Genomic DNA, 17,493 nt, shown 5'->3' on the forward strand with positions numbered 1-17,493 from the left:
AAGCCATCCCTAAGGGGGCGTCATTGCGGCGTGTGATTCGGCTTGGTGGGCAGGGGGATAAGCTCGGCAACGGTGAGCGTGTCGTCCCCCAGCAGCGTTTGTGCGGCGGCCTGAACTTCGGAGGGAGTGACGCTGCGCACGGCGTCGAGCAGGCGGTCTTCGTCACGCCAGGAAAAACCGCTCATTTCGAGGCCGGCGATCTGCATCGCCTGGCCCATGTTGGAATCCTGCGAAAAGACCTTGCCGGCGAGCAGTTGGGCCTTGATGCGGGTGAGTTCTGATTCCTTGACGCCCTCTTTGGCGATCCGGCTGATCTCGCCGCGCAATGCGGTTTCGAGCTGGGCCACGCTGACGCCCTTGCTGGGCACCCCTTCAAGGATGAACAGGCTCTGGCGGCCGCGCGAGATTGCATCGTAGCTGGCGCCGGCCGACACGGCCAGCTTGTGCTCGCGGACCAGACTGCGGTTGAGGCGTGCGCCGTCATAGCCATCCAGCACGGCGGCCAGCACCTGCAGGCTCAGTGCCGTGCGGGTGGTGGCCGCCTGCGTGTCGAGCGAAGTTAGGCTCGGCGCGCGCCAGGCCAGCATCAGGTAGGGCAGTTCGGCCGGGGCTTTCACTGCGATGCGGCGTGTGCCGCTCTGGGCAGGTTCGCTCAGTGCCTTGCGGGTAGGCAGGGGGCGTGCGGCGAGTGGGCCATAGATCTCCTGCGCCTGCTTGAAAACGGCCTCGTGATCCACGTCACCCACCACGATCAGCGTGGCGTTGTTCGGCCCATACCAGCGCGCATACCAGTCACGCACATCCTGTGCCGTCATGCTGTCCAGCTCCGGCATCCAGCCGATCACCGGGCGACCATAGGGGTGAGCCTGATACACCGCGGCCATCAGCGCCTCCTGGGCTTTCGAGCGCGGCTGGTCGTCGGTGCGCAGGCGGCGCTCCTCTTTGATGACTTCGATTTCCTTGGCGAAGAGTTCATCCTGAACGATCAGGTTGGCCATCCGGTCCGCCTCAAGCGCCATCATGGCGGCGAGGCGCTCTTTCGGGATGAGCTGGAAATAGGCTGTGTAGTCCTGCGAGGTGAAGGCGTTGTCGCGCCCACCGACGGCGGCTACGAGCTTGTTGAACTCGCCCGGGCCGTGTTGCCGGGTACCCTTGAACATCATGTGTTCCAGCGCGTGGGCCACGCCGGTAGTGCCGGTGATTTCGTCCATGGCGCCGACGCGGTACCAGACCATGTGGGTGACGGTCGGCGCGCGGCGGTCCTCCTTGACGATCACCTTCATGCCGTTGGCCAGCGTGGTTTCGAAGGGATTGGCGCTGGCCGCCAGACTGGTGGTCAGGACCAGGCCGAGCAGGGCAGGCTTGAGCAGGCGAAGCAGGGGCATCTGTTAGACTTCCTCATCGTTTTCATTGGCTGGCGCGCCCGCGCCGAGCCGGCATCGTAGACCAAAGATTCCATGTTCAGTTTCTTCAAGAAATCCGAAACCCCTGCAGAGACCGTGGCGACGCCTGCCGAAGCGCCCAAGGCTTCGTGGCTGTCGCGCCTGAAGGCAGGGCTCGCGCGCACCAGCTCTTCGCTTGGTAGCGTGTTCTCGCTGCGCAAGATCGACGAGGAACTCCTCGAAGATCTGGAAGCTACCCTGTTGATGGCTGATTGCGGCGTCGAGGCCACCCAGACCCTGCTGGCCGAGCTGCGTCGCCGTTGGAAACACGACAAGCTCGAAACCGGCGATCAGCTGCGTGCCGCGTTGGCCGAGCACCTAGTGAAGCTGCTGACGCCCTTGCAGCAGCCACTGGTGATCGACGGACAGCAGCCCTACATCATCATGCTCTCCGGCGTAAACGGGGCGGGCAAAACCACCTCCATCGGCAAGTTGGCACGCCACTTCCAGAGCCAGGGCAAGAGCGTGCTGCTGGCGGCGGGGGACACCTTCCGCGCCGCGGCACGTGAGCAGCTCGTCGAATGGGGCAATCGCAATAACGTCTCGGTGATCGCGCAGGACGGTGGCGATCCGGCCGCCGTGGCCTTTGATGCGATCAGCGCGGCCAAGGCGCGCGGGATCGATGTGGTAATGGTCGACACCGCCGGCCGCCTGCCCACCCAGCTGCACCTGATGGAAGAAATTGCCAAGGTGCGCCGGGTGATCCAGAAGGCCGAGCCGAGTGGCCCGCACGAGGTGCTGCTGGTGCTCGATGGCAATGTGGGCCAGAACGCGCTGGCCCAGCTCAAGGCTTTCGACAAGGCGGTGGGCATTACCGGGCTGATCATCACCAAGCTCGATGGCACCGCCAAAGGTGGCGTGATCGCAGCCATCGCCCGTACCCATCCCAAGCCCTTGCGCTTTATTGGCGTGGGCGAAGGCATCGAGGATTTGCAGCCCTTCATGGCAACGGAGTATGTTGACGCACTTTTGGCGACCGGTAACACGGGCGCTGCCGAGGCAGTCTGAGCATACTGACAATCATGAAGGAGACATCATGGGAGCATGCAGCAAGCTGGTGGCCGGGATCATGGCGATGAGCGCAATGGGAGCTGGCCTGGCGGCCAATCTGGAGTTCCAGAAGAGCGGCGTCACAAAGGACAACCTGCCGGTGATGACCGCGCAGATCAAGTCGCGCCTGAGCTTTCCGCTGGCATGGACGCCGCAGGTCACGGATCTCGCCGCCTGGCAGAAAGTCGGTCGCGCCAAACTGTGGGAAATGACCCTGCATGCACCGGACAAGACGCCTTTCGACATGCAGGTGCTCGACGAAGTGGATCGTGGTAGCTACGTGGCGCGCAAGGTGGTCTTCAATCTCACTGCCGACAGCCGCGTGATGGGCCTCCTGCTGGTGCCCAAGGGCAAGGGGCCGTTTCCAGCCGCGATCATGTATCACGACCACGGCTCCAAGTTCGACATTGGCAAGGAAAAGTGGATTGCCACCTGGAATGACGAGGCCCGTCTGGAGTCCTCCAAGGGCTGGTCCAAGCGTTTCTTCACCGATCGTTTCCCTGGTGACGAACTCGCCAAGCGTGGCTATGTGGTGTTTGCCCACGACGCGCTGGGCTGGGGCGACCGCGGCATGCTGACCTACGACATGCAGCAGGCGCTGGCCGCCAATTTCGCCAACATGGGCTCCTCGCTGGCCGGCCTGATGGCACAGGAAGATGCGCGTGGCGCCGAGTTTCTGGCCAGCCTGCCGGAGGTGAACAAAAAGCAGGTGGCGGCGGTCGGTTTCTCGATGGGCGCCTTCCGTGCCTGGCAGGCTGCTGCGCTGACCGATGCGGTCACGGCCACGGTGGCGGTCAACTGGATGGGCACGGCCGATGGCCTGATGGTGCCGGGCAACAACCAGCTGCGTGGCGGCTCGGCCTGGCAGATGACCCACCCGGGCCTGATGCGTTATCTCGATTACCCGGATGTGGCCAGCCTCGCCGCGCCCAAACCGATGCTGATCTATGCCGGCGAGAAGGACACGCTGTTCCCGCTCGATTCGGTGAATGCGGCCTTTGGCAAGATGAGCAAGGTGTGGGGCGCCTGGAAGGCGGCTGACAAGTTCGAATCCAAGGTCTGGGCTGGCGGTCATGTGTTCGAAGCCGAGCAGCAGGACTATGCCTATAACTGGCTCGATCGCCAGTTCGGAATCCGGCGCTGAGCAGTGTCCTGAATCTTGAAGGGCGCCCGCGGGCGCCCTTTTTCATGCCTGCACGGTGCGGGTCTGGGCCCAGCTGCGCAGCTCGCTCATGGACTCAGCCATTAACACCGAGAGGGGCCGGGTACGCGCCATCTCCGCCACGAGATGCGGCGTGGCCAATGTCTGGCGTGCGGCATGTGCCTCGAAGCTGGCGGCGATCACTGCCTGCTCGATCTCGGCGCCGGTGAAGCCTTCGCTGGCGCGTGCCAGCTGGTCGAGTTCAAAGCGTTCGGGCATGTGCTGGCGCCGGGTGAGGTGAATGCCCAGAATTTCGCGCCGTGTGGCCAGATCCGGCAGGTCGACAAAGAAGATCTCGTCGAAGCGCCCCTTGCGCATTAGTTCCGGTGGCAGGCTGCGGATTTCGTTGGCCGTGGCGGCAATGAAGACCCGTGAATCATGTTCGGCCATCCAGGTCAGCAGGCTGCCCAGCACGCGCCGGCCCACGCCGCCGTCACTGTCCGCCGAGCCTTGGGCGAGGGCCTTTTCGATCTCGTCGATCCACAGCACGCAGGGCGCGAGGGCCTCGGCGGCCGCCAAAGCCTTGCGCAGCTTGCGCTCGGTTTCGCCGTGGAATTTGTCGAACAGACTGCCCATATCCAGGCGGGCCAGCGGCACTTTCCAGGCACCGGCGATGGTGCGGGCGGCGAGACTCTTGCCGGCGCCCTGAACCCCCAACAGCAGGATGCCGCGCGGCCATGGCAGATCTGCCGCCTGACCCGCGAAGGCGGCCTGGCGCAGCGCCAGCCAGCGTTTGAGATTGGGCATGCCGCCGACCCGGGCGAGGTCCGTGACGGCGAACTCGATTTCCAGCGCAGAGTCTGCACACATTTCGCGTTTCACCTGCACGACCCGTGCCACGTCAGCATGGGTGATCGCCGCGTCATCGCGGATCGCCAGGCGCAGCAGGCGGCGTACGTCTTCTTCGCAGAGTCCCAGCAGATGCTGGACCAGCAGATCCGCTGCGGCCTGCTCGCCCTGCACCTTGCGCCCTTCGCGCGAGCGCGCGAACAGCTCGATTTCTTCGGCAAAGATGGCCTTGATCCGTGCGACATCCGGCAGGCTCAGGCTGTGGAACAGGGCGTGGCGGGCGATTTCGGGGGGCAGGCTGATGTCCGGCCCGATCAGCACCAGGGTGCGGGCACAGTCGGCATGAGTGAAGGCGATTTCGCGCAACAGGCGTTGCACGGCGGCTTGTTCAAGAAAGGGATGCACGTCACAGAGCAGGTAAAGGCCGGCCTTGCCCGCCTTGTCGATGTGATGCAGTGCCGCTTGCAGTTCCTGCGTGTTCTCGACGGCGCGTTGCTGTCCTTCCTGATCGTCGCGCTCAGGTTGCCAGCCCTCCACCGTCTGCCAGTTCTGACGGCGATCTCCGCCATACTGGAAATTGGCGTGACTCAAACCGTCGGCAATACTCCATTCGTAGAGTGCGCCGCCTGCTTCCGCTGAAATCTTGCGCAACAGCGCCCGCGCGCGGGGCTCTTCATGGGTTTCAATGCACAGGATCGGAAAGCGCGAGGCCAGCGCGTGGCGTAGGGCGTCAAGATCGTTCATGGCGTGCTTTTCGCGTGGGAGATGACGGGCGATTGTAATCGCAGCCTTCGTTTGCCTGCCGTGGCCAGCCTGGGCTGCGCAGGATCAGTGGCAATGCTGCCGGTTTGCACGGGCGCCTATGGGCCGCTTTGCGGGTAAACTTCTGGCTTTCCCTGCCGGCCTCATTTTCCATGATCCGTTTCGAACGAGTCACCAAACGCTACCCCGGCGGCCACGAGGCGCTGGCCGACGTGAGCTTCGAGATCCGCCACGGCGAGCTGGTGGTACTGGGCGGCCACTCGGGCGCCGGCAAGAGCACCCTGATCAAGCTGATCGCTTCGCTTGAGAAGCCCACGGCCGGCAAGGTGTGGGTCAGCGGGCAGGACGTGGGCAGCCTGCGTCCGAATCAGGTGCCGTACCTGCGTCGCAGCCTTGGCCTGGTGATGCAGGAGCATCGCCTCCTCACTGACCGCACGGTGTTTGACAACGTCATGCTGCCGCTGCTGGTGACCGGTTATCCGCCCAAGGATGCAGCCAAGCGCGTGAGCGTAGCGCTGGAGAAGGTCGGCATGGGCGAGTTCGAGCAGGCCATGCCGCTGACGCTTTCGGGCGGCGAGCAGCATCGCGTGGCGATTGCCCGCGCGATCGTCAATCGCCCTTCGGTGCTGATCGCTGACGAGCCGACCGCCCATCTCGACCCGGCCTATGCGCGCGAGATTGCGGCGCTGTTCCGCTCCTTCCATCAGGCCGGGGTCACCATCCTGCTCGCCACGCATGACGAGACCCTGTTCTCGCCTTACGGCTCACGCCGCATCGAACTCGACCATGGGAGGCTGGTGGCATGAGCATCGCCCTGTTTCCGCACCGCTTGGCCTTGCGCCAGGCGTTTGCTCGTCTCACCGCCAAGCCGCTGGCGACCTTCCTTTCCGCGCTGGTGGTGGCCATTGCCCTGTCCTTGCCGGCACTGGGCCTGGTGCTGATGGACAACCTTGGCGGTCTGGCGCGTGGCGTGTCCGGCAAACCCGAGATCAGCGCCTTCCTCAAACGCGAAGTGAGTGCCGAGCAGGCCCAGCGCGTGGAAAACCGCCTGCAGGCCGATAAGCGCATTGCCGCGCTGCGTTTCGTGCCGCGTGATCTGGCGCTCAAGCAGCTAGCCGCACGCGGCGGCTTTGCTGATGTGAGCGGCGCACTGGTCGAGAACCCTTTGCCGGACGCCTTCATCATCGAACCGACCGGTGAGAATCCCGCGGTGTTCGAAGCCATCCGCACGGCACTGGCCGCCATGCCCGAGGTGGCGCATGTGCAGCTCGACTCGGCCTGGGTTGAGCGGCTGCATGCCGCTGTTGAGCTCGGGCGCTGGTCCATGTTGCTGCTCGCCGGCTTGCTGGGTGCGGCGCTGGTGATCGTGACCTTCAACACCATTCGTCTGCAGATTCTCACCCAGCGCCACGAAATCACGGTGAGTCTACTGCTGGGCGCCACGCGCAACTTCGTGCGTCGCCCCTTCCTCTATTTCGGCCTGCTGCAAGGCCTGCTCGGCGGGTTGGTGGCCTGGGCCCTGGTCGAGGGTGTAATGGCGTTGATCGCCCCGCGCATCCAGGATCTCGCCCGCAGCTATAACATCGTGCTCGACTTGCATGGCCCGACGCCGCTGCAGGCTGCCGGCCTGCTGGCATTCGCCGCGCTGCTGGGCTGGTTGGGGGCAGGGCTGTCGGTTCGCCGCCACCTGCACGACGGGGCAGTCGATTGAATGAGGCAGAAGCGGGCTTGCTAGTCTGGCGCGGCAAACCTGTATTGCAAAAGTAGTGTGGTCGCACTAAGTTGGCTGCCTGCTGCATGCATGACCTGAAAACAAAAATATGTTCGTCTGATGTGCCGCTGGACCCTGCTGCCGGACATCCGGCTGCGGGCATCGAGAGAGGCTTCGGGACTCCCGGTCTCTCTGTGCAACCAAAGGAGACCCTGATGAGCCGTTTTACTACCCGTCGTACCGTTCTGGCCGTTCTGGCGGCTGTATCCACCCTTGCATCCCTGCCGGCCTTCGCTTCGAAGGACAAGCCGGTGATCGGCTTCTCGATTGACGATCTGCGCGTGGAGCGCTGGACGCGCGATCGTGACTATTTCGTTGAGGCGGCCAAGGGGCTGGGGGCCGAGGTCAATGTGCAGTCGGCCGATGCTAACGAGCAGCGCCAGATCTCGCAGATCGAGAATCTGATTGCCAAGAAGGTCGATGTAATCGTGATCGTGCCCTTCAACTCCAAGGTGCTTACCAACACCGTGAAGGAAGCCAAGAAAGCCGGCATCAAGGTCGTGTCCTACGACCGTCTGATCCTGAACGCTGATATCGATGCCTACATTTCCTTCGACAACGAGCGCGTCGGCGCGATGCAGGCGGAAGGCATCGTCAAGGCCGTCCCCAAGGGCTCTTACTACCTGCTGGGCGGCGCACCGACCGACAACAATGCCAAGCTCCTGCGTGCGGGCCAGATGTCGGTGCTCAAGCCTTACGTCGACAAGGGGGACATCAAGATTCTTGGCGACCAGTGGGTCAAGGACTGGAACCCTGAAGAGGCCCTGAAGATCATCGAGAACGTGCTGACCAAGAACGCCAACAAGGTGGATGCCATCATTGCCTCTAACGACGGTACTGCAGGCGGTGCGGTGCAGGCGCTGGCAGCCCAGAAGCTCGCCGGCAAGGTCGCAGTATCTGGTCAGGATGCTGAGTTGGCGGCGGTCAAGCGCGTGATTGCCGGTACCCAGGCCCTCACGGTTTACAAGCCGATCCGCGAAATCGCCGCAGGCGCAGCCAAGCTCGCCGTGCAACTGGTGAAGGGCGACAAGCCCGCCTTCAATGCCCAGCTCGACAATGGCGCGAAGAAGGTTGATTCGGTGCTGCTCTCGCCGACCACCATCACCAAGGCCAATGCCGACCTGCTGGTGGCTGACAAGTTCTTCACCAAGGAACAGTTGGGTCTGAAGTAAGAAGCGTCTGTCGCGTCAGCACTCCTGCCCGGTAGGGCGGAGTGCTGACGCGACGGCTTCTGTTCCAAGCCGGTCTGGAGGTTGCGTGGCTGAATACCTGTTGGAGATGCGTGGCATCGTCAAGGATTTCTCTGGCGTGAAGGCGCTGAATGGAATCGATCTGGCGGTGCGTGCCGGTGAGTGCGTAGGCCTGTGCGGCGAGAACGGCGCAGGCAAGTCCACCCTGATGAAGGTGCTCTCAGCGGTGTATCCGCATGGCAGCTGGACGGGCCAGATCCTGTGGAATGGCCGGGAGCTCAAGGCACGCGGCATTCGCGAAACCGAAGAGGCCGGCATCGTGATCATTCACCAGGAACTGATGCTGGTGCCGCATTTGTCGGTCACTGAAAACATCTTCCTTGGTAACGAAATCACCGGCTTTGCGGGCACGCTCGATTACGCCGCGATGCATCAGCGCGCGGCCGAGCTGATGCGTGACCTGAAGATGCCAGAGGTGAATGTGGCGCTGCCGGTGTCGCAGTACGGCGGTGGCCACCAGCAATTGATCGAGATCGCCAAGGCCTTGAACAAGAAGGCCCGCCTGCTGATTCTCGATGAGCCGACGTCCTCGCTGACTAAGGCCGAAACCGCGATCCTGCTCGACATCATTCTGGACCTGAAGAAGAAGGGTGTTGCGTGCGTGATGATCTCGCACAAGCTCGACGAGATCGCCGCCGTGTGCGACACGATCAGCGTGATCCGCGACGGCACCCATGTCGGCACTCGGCCGATGGGCGAGCTGTCGGTGGACCAGATCATCACCATGATGGTCGGGCGCGAGATCACCAACCTTTTCCCGCGTGAAGAGCATCCGATCGGTGAGGTGATCTTCGAGGCGCGCAATGTCACCTGTTTCGACGTCGACAATCCAGCGCGCAAGAAGGTGGATGACGTCTCTTTCCAGTTGCGCCGCGGCGAGGTGTTGGGTGTGGCCGGGCTGGTGGGTGCCGGGCGCACCGAACTGGCGATGGCGATCTTCGGCTGTTACCCGGGTAAGTCCGAAGCCACAGTGCTGCTCGATGGCAAGCCGGTGCACATCAATTCACCACAGACGGCCGTGAAGTCAGGCTTGTGCCTGGTGCCGGAGGACCGCAAACGTCACGGCATCGTGCCGTTGATGGGGGTGGGGCACAACATCACGCTGTCCGTGCCCGAGCAGTTCAGTCGCTTTGGCGTGATCGATCAGGCCGCCGAGATGCAGACCATCGAGAAGATGATCCGCCGCATGCGCATCAAGACGGCGACCCCCATGTTGCCGATCCAGGGCCTTTCCGGCGGGAATCAGCAAAAGGCCGTCTTCGCCAAGATGCTGCTGCCCTCGCCACGGGTGCTGATCCTGGACGAGCCGACGCGGGGTGTTGATGTCGGCGCCAAGTACGAGATCTACAAGCTGATGATGGAGCTGGTAAAAGAAGGCATGTCCATCATCATGATCAGCTCCGAGCTGCCGGAACTGCTGGGCATGAGCGATCGGGTGTTGGTGATCGGCGAGGGGCGCCTGCGGGGCGACTTCATCAACAGTGGCCTGAGCCAGGAAACCGTGATGGCCGCCGCCATCGGGCAGACAGAGACGTAGGTGCGACTTCAGTCGCATGTCACAAGCGGATGGCCGACTGAAGTCGGCCCTACAAGAAAAGAAATGGGCAGGGTATTGATATGACATTTTTCCGCAGTCTTCAGCAGGTTTTTTCGCGCTACAAGATCCTCGCCTTGCTGATCGCCATCGCGCTGATCTGGAGCTTCTTCACCTGGCAGAGTGAGGGCGCTTTCCTGACCGCGCGCAACCTTTCCAACCTGCTGCGCCAGATGGCGATCACTGCGATGCTCGCCTCCGGCATGGTGTTCGTGATCATCGCCGGTGAAATCGATCTTTCGGTGGGCTCGATGCTGGGCTTGCTCGGTGGTGTGGCGGCGGTGCTGGATGTGAGCTTCCATCTGCCCTTTGGCCTGAACCTTGCCATCGTGCTGACGCTGGGTCTCTTGCTGGGGCTTTTCAACGGCTACTGGGTGGCTTACCTGCGTGTGCCGTCCTTCATTGTGGGCCTGGCTGGCATGCTGGTGTTCCGCGGCATCCTGTTGGCGGTGACGGATGGCTCCACCATTGCGGTCGAATCCGAGACCTTCATTGGCTTCGGTCAGGCCTACCTGCCGATCAGCGTGGGCAATGTGCTGGCAGTCCTGCTGTTCGTGATGCTGGTGGTGCTGACCCTGCGCGCTCGCGCCAACCGTGTGCGCTACCAGCTGGCGGTGCCACCGTTGTGGCAGGAGCTTGGCAAGCTGGCGGCGATTGCCATCATCATCGCAGGCTTCGTCACGGTGCTGAACAGCTACGAGGGCATTCCGGTGCCGGTGCTGATCATGCTGATCATCCTGGGGGCTTTTTCCTTCATGGCGCGCAACACCGTGTTTGGCCGGCGTATCTACGCGGTGGGCTCCAATCTGGAGGCGACGCGCTTGTCCGGCGTGAATACACGGCTGGTGAAGATGGCCCTGTTTGGCCTGATGGGCCTGATGTGTGCGCTGGCCGGCCTGACTAACACCGCGCGGCTGGCCGCTGGTTCTCCCTCGGCCGGCAATATGGGCGAGCTCGATGCAATCGCCTCCTGCTTCATAGGCGGTACCTCGATGCGCGGCGGCTCCGGCACCATCCTTGGGGCGATTATCGGTGCGCTGATCATGGCGAGTCTGGACAACGGCATGTCCATGCTCAGCGTCGAGAGTTACTGGCAGATGATCGTGAAGGGCTCGATCCTGCTGCTGGCCGTATGGATAGACGTGGTGTCGGGTTCCAGCGAGCGCTGAGCCTGGCTGCAATAGGGCCAGCTCAGGGCTTGGCCCGGCAGTTATCCATGCCGGCGTCGAGTGGAGCTTGGTCGCCTACCGACATGAAGGCCCAGCGGTAGCTGGCAGGCTTGAGGCGCAACAGCAGCACGCCATGCTGTCCGTAGATGCGCGCCTCGCTGCCCGCCTGCTGGGTGCCCTCGGGATACAGACCCGCGCCGCCCGTACCCACCACGAAGTGACGGATCCCGCCGCGGCTGACGGGCCGGCCTTCGGTATCGAGGCGGGCGAAACGCTCGTAGTGATGATCGTGCCCGCTCAGCACCAGATCGGCGCCGGCTGCTTCGAGCAGCGGCAGGGCGGTCCGCATGCTGGCATCGTTGCCATGCGGGCCGGAGCTGAATACCGGGCGATGCCACAGGGCCAGCAGACAGCGACTCCGATTCGCGGCGAGATCCTGGCGCAGCCAGTTCAGCTGGGAGCGGGCTTCTTCGTCCTTGAGTTCGCTGTTGAGTGACACGATGTGCCAGCCACCCAGCTTGCGGCTGTAGTAGCCACGGCGTTGCGGCCCGGCAATCCTGCCGAAGTAGTCGAAGTAAGCGTCGGCCTTGCCGGTGCCGTAGTCGTGATTGCCAGGCGCGGGCAGGCTACGGCGGCGGAAGCGGCCCCAGGTCGGCTCGAAGCAATCGGCATACTCCTGGGCTGTGCCCAGCGGGTAAGTCAGATCGCCGGTCAGCGCTACCCAGGCTCCGGGAATGCGTGCTGCCAGTGCGGCTGTGCGGGCTGCGGCAGACTCCACTGCCGGTTTATTGTCGCATTGCGCAATGTCGCCGACCACGATCAGCGGTACTTCGGCGGCCACGCTGGTCAGAGGCAGCAGTAAGGTGATCAGCAGGCAGAGTGGGCGCATGAGGGCAGCGGGCAGGGCAGATGTGGCATGCTCGCACCCGGAGTGCTGCCGATCAAGCGCGGTGGCCCAGTTGAAGGGAAATTGAATGCAAGCCCTGATCGAATTTCTGCAGGCAACGCTGGTGGTTCCGCTGGCCTTGCTGCCTATCATCAATCCGCTCGGTGGTGCGGCGCTGTTCGCCAGCATCACGGGCGGTAGTGAGCGGTTGGCCAAGCCCATGGCGCGCCAGGTGGCGATCAACGTCTGGATCATCCTGATCGTGGCGATGCTGGTGGGTTCCTATGTGCTGGAGCTGTTCGGCATCTCTCTGCCCATCGTGCGGGTGGGCGGGGGGCTGTTGGTGGCCGTGACTGGCTGGCGCATGCTCAATGATGAGGGGAGCGATGCCGTGCGCGATGCGGTGGCGAACGAAACAGCCGAACTCTCATCGCAGGAGATTGCCAAGCGCAGCTTCTTTCCGATGAGCTTTCCGCTCACTTCCGGCCCGGGCTCCATCGCCACCTCCATCGCGCTGGGTACGCGCTTTCCGCATACGCCGACCAACTATGTGCTGGGCGTGATCGTGGCTGCGATTGGCGCCGCGCTTACCGCTGCAGTCGTGTTCTTCTGTTACCGCTATGCCGTGCGCCTGCAGAAAAAGCTGGGTGACATCGGTGTGATTGTGGTGGCACGCATGTCCGCCTTCATTCTGCTGTGCATTGGCATCGAGATGATGTGGGGCGGCTGGGTGGATCTGAACCGTGCCCTCCTTATCCACTGAAACTGTTTTGATCGGCTAGACTTTCCCGCTTCCCCCGTACCAGGAGTTCAGCATGTCCGCTCAGGTCATTTCCACTGCCGCAGCGCCTGCCGCCATAGGCCCCTACTCGCAGGCCGTGCGCGCCGGCAATACGGTCTATCTTTCGGGCCAGATCGGCCTCGATCCGGCCAGCGGCCAGCTGGCCGAAGGGTTTGAAGCCCAGGCCGTGCAGGTGTTTGCGAATCTCAAGGCGGTGATTGAAGCCTCCGGCGGCACGCTGGCGAATGCGGTGAAACTCACCATCTATCTGACCGATCTGGCCAACTTTGCGCGCGTCAATGAGTTGATGCAGCAGCATTTCGCAGCGCCTTATCCGGCGCGCGCCACGGTCGGTGTGAGTGCCCTGCCGCGCGGGGCGCTGGTCGAGATCGATGCGGTGCTGGTGCTCGACTGAAGCATCTTGAGCGACGCGCCCAAGCCCCGGAAAACGCGGGCGGCCCGGACTGACAGGCCGGCCGGTGAGGATGCACCCGCACGCAAGCCGGTCTCGGCTCTCACCGGCCGGCTGCACAAGCTCGGCATCTACAATGATGCCGACATGTTGCTGCATCTGCCGATGCGTTATGAGGACGAGACCCGAGTCGTCTCCATCCGCGAGGCCGCCCCTGGCCTGCCGGCTCAGATCGAGGCCGAGGTCGAGCATTCCGAGATCACCTTCAAGCCGCGGCGCCAGCTGGTTGCCAAATTGCGCGATGACAGCGGCGTGATCTATCTGCGCTTCCTGAACTTCTACCCGGCGATGCAGAAGCTGCTGGAGCCCGGGCGCCGCGTGCGCGCCTTTGGCGAGGTGCGCAGCGGTTTCTGGGGCGAGGAGATGATTCACCCGCGGGTTCTGGCGGTGACAGAAGGCGAGGCCTTGCCGCAATCGCTTACGCCGATCTACCCGGCCACCGCCGGCTTGGCCCAAGCCGCGCTACGCAAGCTGGTGCTGCGAGCTTTTGAGCGCTCCAGCCTGGTTGATTTTCTGCCTGAAGCCTTGCGCAAGAGCCTGCGCCTGGCTGGCTGGGAGCGCAGCCTGCGCTTCCTGCATCAGCCGCCGCCCGAAGCCAGCCAGGCCGCGCTGGAAGAGCGCAGCCATCCGGCCTGGCGGCGTGTGAAGTTCGACGAATTGCTGACCCAGCAGATCCAGTTGCGTCGTGCCTACATCGAGCGCCGCGCGCATGCTGCGGCGAGCCTGCCCGCGCAGGGGCGCCTGCCCGCCCAATTGATTGCCGCGCTGCCCTTTGCGCTAACGGGTGCGCAGGCGCGTGCGGTGGACGAAATCGCCCGCGATCTGGCTCAGGCGTATCCGATGCAGCGCCTGCTGCAGGGCGACGTGGGCAGTGGCAAGACCATTGTGGCTGCGCTGGCCATGCTGCAGGCGGCCGAGAATGGTCTGCAGGCGGCCCTGATGGCGCCGACCGAGATTCTCGCCGAACAGCATTACCGCAAGCTGGACCAGTGGCTCACGCCGCTCGGCATCGGCGTAGCCTGGCTCTCGGGCTCACAGAAAAAGAAGGAGCGCGCTGCGATGCTGGAGAAGATCGCCAGCGGCGAAGCGCTTCTGGCCGTGGGCACTCATGCGCTGATCGAGGATACGGTGGGGCTGGAGAAGCTGGGCCTGGCGGTGGTGGATGAGCAGCACCGCTTCGGCGTGCGTCAGCGCCTCGCGCTGCGCGAGAAAGTGGCCGGCCGCCTGCCGCACATGCTGATGATGAGCGCCACGCCAATCCCGCGCACGCTCGCCATGAGCTATATGGCGGATCTGGATGTGAGCGTACTCGATGAACTGCCGCCGGGCCGCACGCCGATCGTGACCAAGCTGGTGGCCGACTCGCGCCGCGAGGAAGTGATCGAGCGCGTGCGTGATGCCTGCCGCGAAGGGCGCCAGGCCTACTGGGTGTGCCCGCTCATCGAGGAGTCTGAAACGCTGCAGTTGCAGACCGCAGTCGAGACCTACGAGACCCTGGCTGCCGAGCTGGCTGAACTCAGGGTCGGGCTGGTGCATGGTCGCTTGAAGCCGGCTGAGAAGGCAGAGGTGATGGAGGCCTTCCTGCGCAACGAAACCCAGGTACTGGTGGCGACCACAGTGATCGAGGTCGGCGTGGATGTGCCCAACGCCAGCCTGATGGTGATCGAGCACGCCGAGCGTTTCGGTCTGGCGCAATTGCATCAGCTGCGCGGCCGAGTCGGGCGCGGTGCGGCGGCCTCCACCTGTGTGCTGGTGTATGCGCAGCCGCTGTCACAGAACGGCCGCGAACGCCTCAAGGCCATCTTCGAAACCACCGATGGCTTCGAGATCGCACGGCGCGACCTGCAGTTGCGCGGCCCGGGTGAATTCATCGGAGCACGCCAGAGCGGTGTGCCGCTGCTGCGTTACGCCGATCTGGAGGCTGACGTGGATCTGATCGAAGTGGCCAAGCAGGCCGCTGAAGAACTGCAGGCCCGCTATCCCGAAGCGGCAGATGCCTTGCTGCGCCGCTGGTACGGCGGGCGGGCGGAGCTCCTCAAGGCCTGATATTGCTCAGGAGTATTGCTCGGAGCCGGCGCCAGCCGCCTCGCGCATCTTCACCAGTTCGACCAGCCAGTCGACTTCTTCCAGCCCCAGGGTGCGCACGATGGCGTGGTTGACGCGCGAGAGGATCACTTCGTCCGGCAAATCCTGTTCGATACCGAAGGCCAGCGAGGCCGCTAGATGGACGACGCCCGCGTAGGGCGTTGCACCCTCGGCATCCGGCTTGATGTAATGCAGCAGCGCATCCTGAATCTCCAACGGGAAATGCCACTGCCTTGCCAGTTCGGCGCTGACTTCGGCATGGTTGAAAGACAGGTTCAGGCGCTCAAGCGCCGCCAGTTCGCCCACCGAGAGGTTGCGGCAATTTTTGGCCACCTGCTGCCCGATCTCCGGGAAGCTTAAATTGATCAGCAACTGTCCGATGCGGTGCATCAAGCCTGCCGCATAGGCATATTCTGGATTGATGCTGGCCAGCCTGGCGAGCGCCTTGGCAGTCTGCGCCGTGAGCTGCGAATGCTTCCAGAAGCGCGCCAGATCGATGCCTTCCACCCGGGCGATGGCGCCGGTGACGCCCGAGGCGATCACGATGGAGCGCAGCGAGTTCAGGCCAATCATGGCCACTGCGTCATCGATTCCGCCCACCGTCTTGCGTCCGCCGTAGTAGGGCGAGTTCGCCAGGCGCAGGACGCGCGCGGACAGCGACTGATCCTGCCGGACCTTGGCGATCAGGTCTGCGAGGTCTACATCGTCCCGGCCCAGCGAGGAGATCAGTTCCTGAACGATGGCGGGGATGGTCGGAAGCTGGGGCAGTTTCTGGAACAGGCGATCAACGGGGCGCATGGTGTCTCTCTGCTGGTGGTGGGCTTGTCGACCGGCTTACGGCTTGCCAGGAGTCGCCTTGAGTGCCCTTTGGGGGCGACGCGGGCTATCATCGGCCCATCTCACCCGGAACTGCCCTCATGACGCTACTGGAACGCCTGGATGCCTACGAAAAACTGATGCGTCTGGATAAGCCCATCGGCACCCTGCTGCTGCTGTGGCCCACCTTGTGGGGGCTGTGGTTTGCGGCCAGCGGTCTGCCCAATCTGTGGGTGCTGTGGATCTTCGTGATGGGCACGGTGCTGATGCGCTCGGCTGGCTGCGTCATCAACGATTGGGCTGACAGAGACTTCGACGGTCATGTCGGCCGCACCCGGGAGCGCCCGCTGGTGATCGGCCTGGTGTCCGGGCGCGAAGCCCTGTGGCTCGCCGCCGCGCTGGCACTGCTGGCCTTCGTCCTGATCCTGCCGCTCAACCGGCTGGTGATCTGGCTCTCTATCCCGGCGGTGTTGCTGGCCGCGAGCTATCCCTTCACCAAGCGCTTCTTCGCCATCCCTCAAGCATATCTGGGGGTGGCCTTCGGTTTCGGCATCCCGATGGCTTTTGCGGCGCAGACCGGCACGGTGCCGGCGCAGGCCTGGTGGCTGCTGGCGGCCAACGTGTTCTGGGCGATTGCCTACGATACGGAGTACGCCATGGTTGACCGTGAGGACGATCGAAAGATCGGCATTCGCACTTCAGCGCTCACCTTCGGCCGCTTCGACATTGCTGCGATTGCGATCTCCTATGCGGCCTTCCTCGGCTTGATGGCCTGGATCGGTTATGCCGACGGGCGTCGGGGCGCCTATTTCGTTGGCGTCGGCCTTGCCACGCTGATTGCGCTGCATCACCTGTTCCTGATCCGTGATCGTGAGCCCGCTGCCTGCTTCAAGGCTTTTCGCCATAACAACTGGCTCGGGCTGGTGGTGCTGGTAGGCCTGTTGGCCGATCATCATCTGCATCCCTGATGACCCAGAGCGAACTCGTGGCCCTGATCTGCGCCTCGCATCAGCGTCTGCTGGGCCTGCCGCTGGCCGATCCTGCATTGAGTGCTCTGGCCGCTGCGCGCTGGCTGGCTGAAGAGGCGCCGTTTTGCGTGCTGGCGCATGAGGCGGGAGTGGATCCGCGCTTCATCTTCGCCAATCGCGCGGCCTGCGAATGTTTCGAATATCCGCGCGAAGAACTCGTCGGGCTGCCCTCGCGCCTGTCGGCCGAAGCGCCGGATCGCGCCGAGCGCCAGGCTTTGCTCGATGCCGTGGCAAGCAAAGATTTTGCGACCGGCTACCGCGGGCTGCGCATCGCGAAGAGTGGGCGGCGCTTCTGGATCGAGGACGTGACGGTGTGGAACCTTGTCGATGAGGCGGGCGTCACACAGGGGCAAGCGGCTACTTACCGGCGCATCACGCCGCACGAAGGAAACTGAAG

The 17,493-nt window shown here is 63.6% G+C and carries 15 protein-coding genes and 1 pseudogene; 12 read left to right on the forward strand and 4 right to left on the reverse strand.

Features of this window, described 5'->3' with window-relative positions:
- Positions 1-20 precede the first annotated feature (20 nt).
- Positions 21-1,385 carry a pitrilysin family protein gene (locus tag Q3Y64_RS15255; RefSeq protein WP_303563135.1) on the reverse strand — a complete coding sequence of 455 codons (1,365 nt, stop codon included), beginning with the start codon at positions 1,383-1,385 and terminating at the stop codon, positions 21-23.
- Positions 1,386-1,457: 72 nt separating this feature from the next.
- Here Q3Y64_RS15255 and ftsY point away from each other — a divergent pair, with 72 nt between their 5' ends.
- On the forward strand, positions 1,458-2,450 hold the full coding sequence (ftsY, locus tag Q3Y64_RS15260; protein ID WP_303563137.1) for a signal recognition particle-docking protein FtsY: 993 nt from the start codon (positions 1,458-1,460) through the stop codon (positions 2,448-2,450).
- A 28-nt stretch (positions 2,451-2,478) separates the two neighbouring features.
- The gene (locus Q3Y64_RS15265; RefSeq protein ID WP_303563139.1) at positions 2,479-3,636 is read left to right on the forward strand and encodes a dienelactone hydrolase family protein; all 1,158 of its coding nucleotides are present in this window, start codon (positions 2,479-2,481) and stop codon (positions 3,634-3,636) included.
- A gap of 42 nt (positions 3,637-3,678) precedes the next feature.
- On the opposite strand, the gene Q3Y64_RS15270 is transcribed toward Q3Y64_RS15265, so the two are convergent.
- Positions 3,679-5,226, reverse strand: a complete 1,548-nt coding sequence (locus tag Q3Y64_RS15270; RefSeq protein ID WP_303563141.1) for an AAA family ATPase — start codon at positions 5,224-5,226, stop codon at positions 3,679-3,681.
- 170 nt (positions 5,227-5,396) lie between these two features.
- Between Q3Y64_RS15270 and Q3Y64_RS15275 the strand changes: the two genes are divergently transcribed.
- The 5 genes from Q3Y64_RS15275 (at position 5,397) to Q3Y64_RS15295 (ending at position 11,028) form a co-directional block, all read left to right on the forward strand.
- Positions 5,397-6,050 carry a cell division ATP-binding protein FtsE gene (locus Q3Y64_RS15275; RefSeq protein WP_101943329.1) on the forward strand — a complete coding sequence of 218 codons (654 nt, stop codon included), beginning with the start codon at positions 5,397-5,399 and terminating at the stop codon, positions 6,048-6,050.
- The gene (ftsX, locus tag Q3Y64_RS15280) at positions 6,047-6,955 is read left to right on the forward strand and encodes a permease-like cell division protein FtsX (protein ID WP_101943330.1); all 909 of its coding nucleotides are present in this window, start codon (positions 6,047-6,049) and stop codon (positions 6,953-6,955) included. Before Q3Y64_RS15275 ends, ftsX begins: the two co-directional genes overlap by 4 nt.
- A 215-nt stretch (positions 6,956-7,170) precedes the next feature.
- The gene (xylF, locus tag Q3Y64_RS15285; RefSeq protein ID WP_101943331.1) at positions 7,171-8,187 is read left to right on the forward strand and encodes a D-xylose ABC transporter substrate-binding protein; all 1,017 of its coding nucleotides are present in this window, start codon (positions 7,171-7,173) and stop codon (positions 8,185-8,187) included.
- Positions 8,188-8,272: 85 nt separating this feature from the next.
- Entirely contained in the window at positions 8,273-9,802 is a 1,530-nt protein-coding gene (locus tag Q3Y64_RS15290) for a xylose ABC transporter ATP-binding protein (protein WP_101943332.1), read from the forward strand.
- An 80-nt stretch (positions 9,803-9,882) separates the two neighbouring features.
- Complete coding sequence (locus Q3Y64_RS15295; RefSeq protein WP_101943333.1) at positions 9,883-11,028, forward strand: sugar ABC transporter permease; 1,146 nt, start codon at positions 9,883-9,885, stop codon at positions 11,026-11,028.
- 22 nt (positions 11,029-11,050) lie between these two features.
- Here Q3Y64_RS15295 and Q3Y64_RS15300 read toward each other — a convergent pair whose 3' ends face one another.
- Complete coding sequence (locus tag Q3Y64_RS15300) at positions 11,051-11,917, reverse strand: metallophosphoesterase (protein WP_303563148.1); 867 nt, start codon at positions 11,915-11,917, stop codon at positions 11,051-11,053.
- Positions 11,918-12,002: 85 nt separating this feature from the next.
- On the opposite strand from Q3Y64_RS15300, the gene Q3Y64_RS15305 reads away from it, so the two are divergent.
- From Q3Y64_RS15305 to recG, 3 genes and pseudogenes are all read left to right on the forward strand, one after another.
- Positions 12,003-12,677: a MarC family protein gene (locus tag Q3Y64_RS15305; protein WP_101943335.1), complete on the forward strand. Its 675-nt coding sequence runs from the start codon at positions 12,003-12,005 to the stop codon at positions 12,675-12,677.
- A 52-nt stretch (positions 12,678-12,729) separates the two neighbouring features.
- The gene (locus Q3Y64_RS15310) at positions 12,730-13,110 is read left to right on the forward strand and encodes a RidA family protein (RefSeq protein ID WP_101943336.1); all 381 of its coding nucleotides are present in this window, start codon (positions 12,730-12,732) and stop codon (positions 13,108-13,110) included.
- Positions 13,111-13,179: 69 nt separating this feature from the next.
- Positions 13,180-15,213: pseudogene (recG, locus tag Q3Y64_RS15315) on the forward strand (ATP-dependent DNA helicase RecG); the annotation flags it as partial.
- Between the two features lie 6 nt (positions 15,214-15,219).
- Here recG and Q3Y64_RS15320 read toward each other — a convergent pair.
- Positions 15,220-16,050: an HDOD domain-containing protein gene (locus tag Q3Y64_RS15320; RefSeq protein ID WP_101943338.1), complete on the reverse strand. Its 831-nt coding sequence runs from the start codon at positions 16,048-16,050 to the stop codon at positions 15,220-15,222.
- A 119-nt stretch (positions 16,051-16,169) separates the two neighbouring features.
- Here Q3Y64_RS15320 and ubiA point away from each other — a divergent pair, with 119 nt between their 5' ends.
- Both ubiA and Q3Y64_RS15330 read left to right on the forward strand, forming a co-directional pair.
- Complete coding sequence (gene ubiA, locus Q3Y64_RS15325; protein ID WP_101943339.1) at positions 16,170-17,036, forward strand: 4-hydroxybenzoate octaprenyltransferase; 867 nt, start codon at positions 16,170-16,172, stop codon at positions 17,034-17,036.
- Positions 17,036-17,491, forward strand: coding sequence for an MEKHLA domain-containing protein (locus Q3Y64_RS15330; RefSeq protein WP_303563150.1), 456 nt, complete (start codon positions 17,036-17,038; stop codon positions 17,489-17,491). The genes ubiA and Q3Y64_RS15330 overlap by 1 nt, the downstream gene beginning before the upstream one ends.
- Positions 17,492-17,493: the final 2 nt, after the last annotated feature.

The organism is Uliginosibacterium sp. 31-12 (assembly GCF_030548425.1).
Taxonomy (GTDB): Bacteria; Pseudomonadota; Gammaproteobacteria; order Burkholderiales; family Rhodocyclaceae; genus Uliginosibacterium; species Uliginosibacterium aquaticum.

What these genes read in the sequence shown, in the direction of transcription:
- ftsY (WP_303563137.1), top strand. Translation starts at nt 1,458, where the DNA reads ATGTTCAGTTTCTTCAAGAAATCCGAAACCCCTGCAGAGACCGTGGCG.
- Q3Y64_RS15265 (WP_303563139.1), top strand. Translation starts at nt 2,479, where the DNA reads ATGGGAGCATGCAGCAAGCTGGTGGCCGGGATCATGGCGATGAGCGCA.
- ubiA (WP_101943339.1), top strand. Translation starts at nt 16,170, where the DNA reads ATGACGCTACTGGAACGCCTGGATGCCTACGAAAAACTGATGCGTCTG.
- Q3Y64_RS15320 (WP_101943338.1), bottom strand. Translation starts at nt 16,050, where the DNA reads ATGCGCCCCGTTGATCGCCTGTTCCAGAAACTGCCCCAGCTTCCGACC.
- Q3Y64_RS15310 (WP_101943336.1), top strand. Translation starts at nt 12,730, where the DNA reads ATGTCCGCTCAGGTCATTTCCACTGCCGCAGCGCCTGCCGCCATAGGC.
- Q3Y64_RS15305 (WP_101943335.1), top strand. Translation starts at nt 12,003, where the DNA reads ATGCAAGCCCTGATCGAATTTCTGCAGGCAACGCTGGTGGTTCCGCTG.
- Q3Y64_RS15255 (WP_303563135.1), bottom strand. Translation starts at nt 1,385, where the DNA reads ATGCCCCTGCTTCGCCTGCTCAAGCCTGCCCTGCTCGGCCTGGTCCTG.
- ftsX (WP_101943330.1), top strand. Translation starts at nt 6,047, where the DNA reads ATGAGCATCGCCCTGTTTCCGCACCGCTTGGCCTTGCGCCAGGCGTTT.
- Q3Y64_RS15275 (WP_101943329.1), top strand. Translation starts at nt 5,397, where the DNA reads ATGATCCGTTTCGAACGAGTCACCAAACGCTACCCCGGCGGCCACGAG.
- xylF (WP_101943331.1), top strand. Translation starts at nt 7,171, where the DNA reads ATGAGCCGTTTTACTACCCGTCGTACCGTTCTGGCCGTTCTGGCGGCT.
- Q3Y64_RS15270 (WP_303563141.1), bottom strand. Translation starts at nt 5,226, where the DNA reads ATGAACGATCTTGACGCCCTACGCCACGCGCTGGCCTCGCGCTTTCCG.
- Q3Y64_RS15330 (WP_303563150.1), top strand. Translation starts at nt 17,036, where the DNA reads ATGACCCAGAGCGAACTCGTGGCCCTGATCTGCGCCTCGCATCAGCGT.
- Q3Y64_RS15295 (WP_101943333.1), top strand. Translation starts at nt 9,883, where the DNA reads ATGACATTTTTCCGCAGTCTTCAGCAGGTTTTTTCGCGCTACAAGATC.
- Q3Y64_RS15300 (WP_303563148.1), bottom strand. Translation starts at nt 11,917, where the DNA reads ATGCGCCCACTCTGCCTGCTGATCACCTTACTGCTGCCTCTGACCAGC.